Genomic DNA, 577 nt, shown 5'->3' on the forward strand with positions numbered 1-577 from the left:
CCCGATCCAGGCCGCGACCCTCCCGAACTCCCTCGCCGGCCGTGACGTACTCGGCCGCGGGCGCACCGGCTCCGGCAAGACCCTCGCCTTCGGACTGGCCCTGCTGGCCCGTACGGCCGGTCAGCGCGCCGAGCCCCGGCAGCCGCTCGGGCTGATCCTGGTACCGACGCGTGAGCTGGCGCAGCAGGTCACCGACGCGCTCACCCCCTACGCCCGCTCCGTGAAACTGCGCCTCGCCACGGTCGTGGGCGGGATGTCGATCGGCAGGCAGGCGAGCGCGCTGCGCGGTGGCGCCGAGGTCGTCGTCGCCACACCGGGACGCCTCAAGGACCTCATCGACCGCGGCGAGTGCCGGCTGGACCAGGTTTCCATCACCGTCCTCGACGAGGCGGACCAGATGGCCGACATGGGCTTCATGCCGCAGGTCACCGCCCTGCTCGACCAGGTCCGCCCCGAGGGCCAGCGCATGCTGTTCTCCGCCACCCTCGACCGTAATGTCGACCTGCTCGTGCGCCGCTACCTGACCGATCCCGTCGTGCACTCCGTCGACCCCTCGGCCGGCGCGGTCACGACGATG

Annotated in this window: 1 protein-coding gene; it reads left to right on the top strand. The window is 72.4% G+C overall.

From position 1 onward, the window contains the following. The coding region (locus CCN42_RS37710; RefSeq protein WP_143662169.1) for a DEAD/DEAH box helicase at positions 1 to 577 on the top strand (577 nt) is incomplete at both ends.

The organism is Streptomyces glaucescens (genome assembly GCF_002154375.1).
Taxonomy (GTDB): Bacteria; Actinomycetota; Actinomycetes; order Streptomycetales; family Streptomycetaceae; genus Streptomyces; species Streptomyces glaucescens.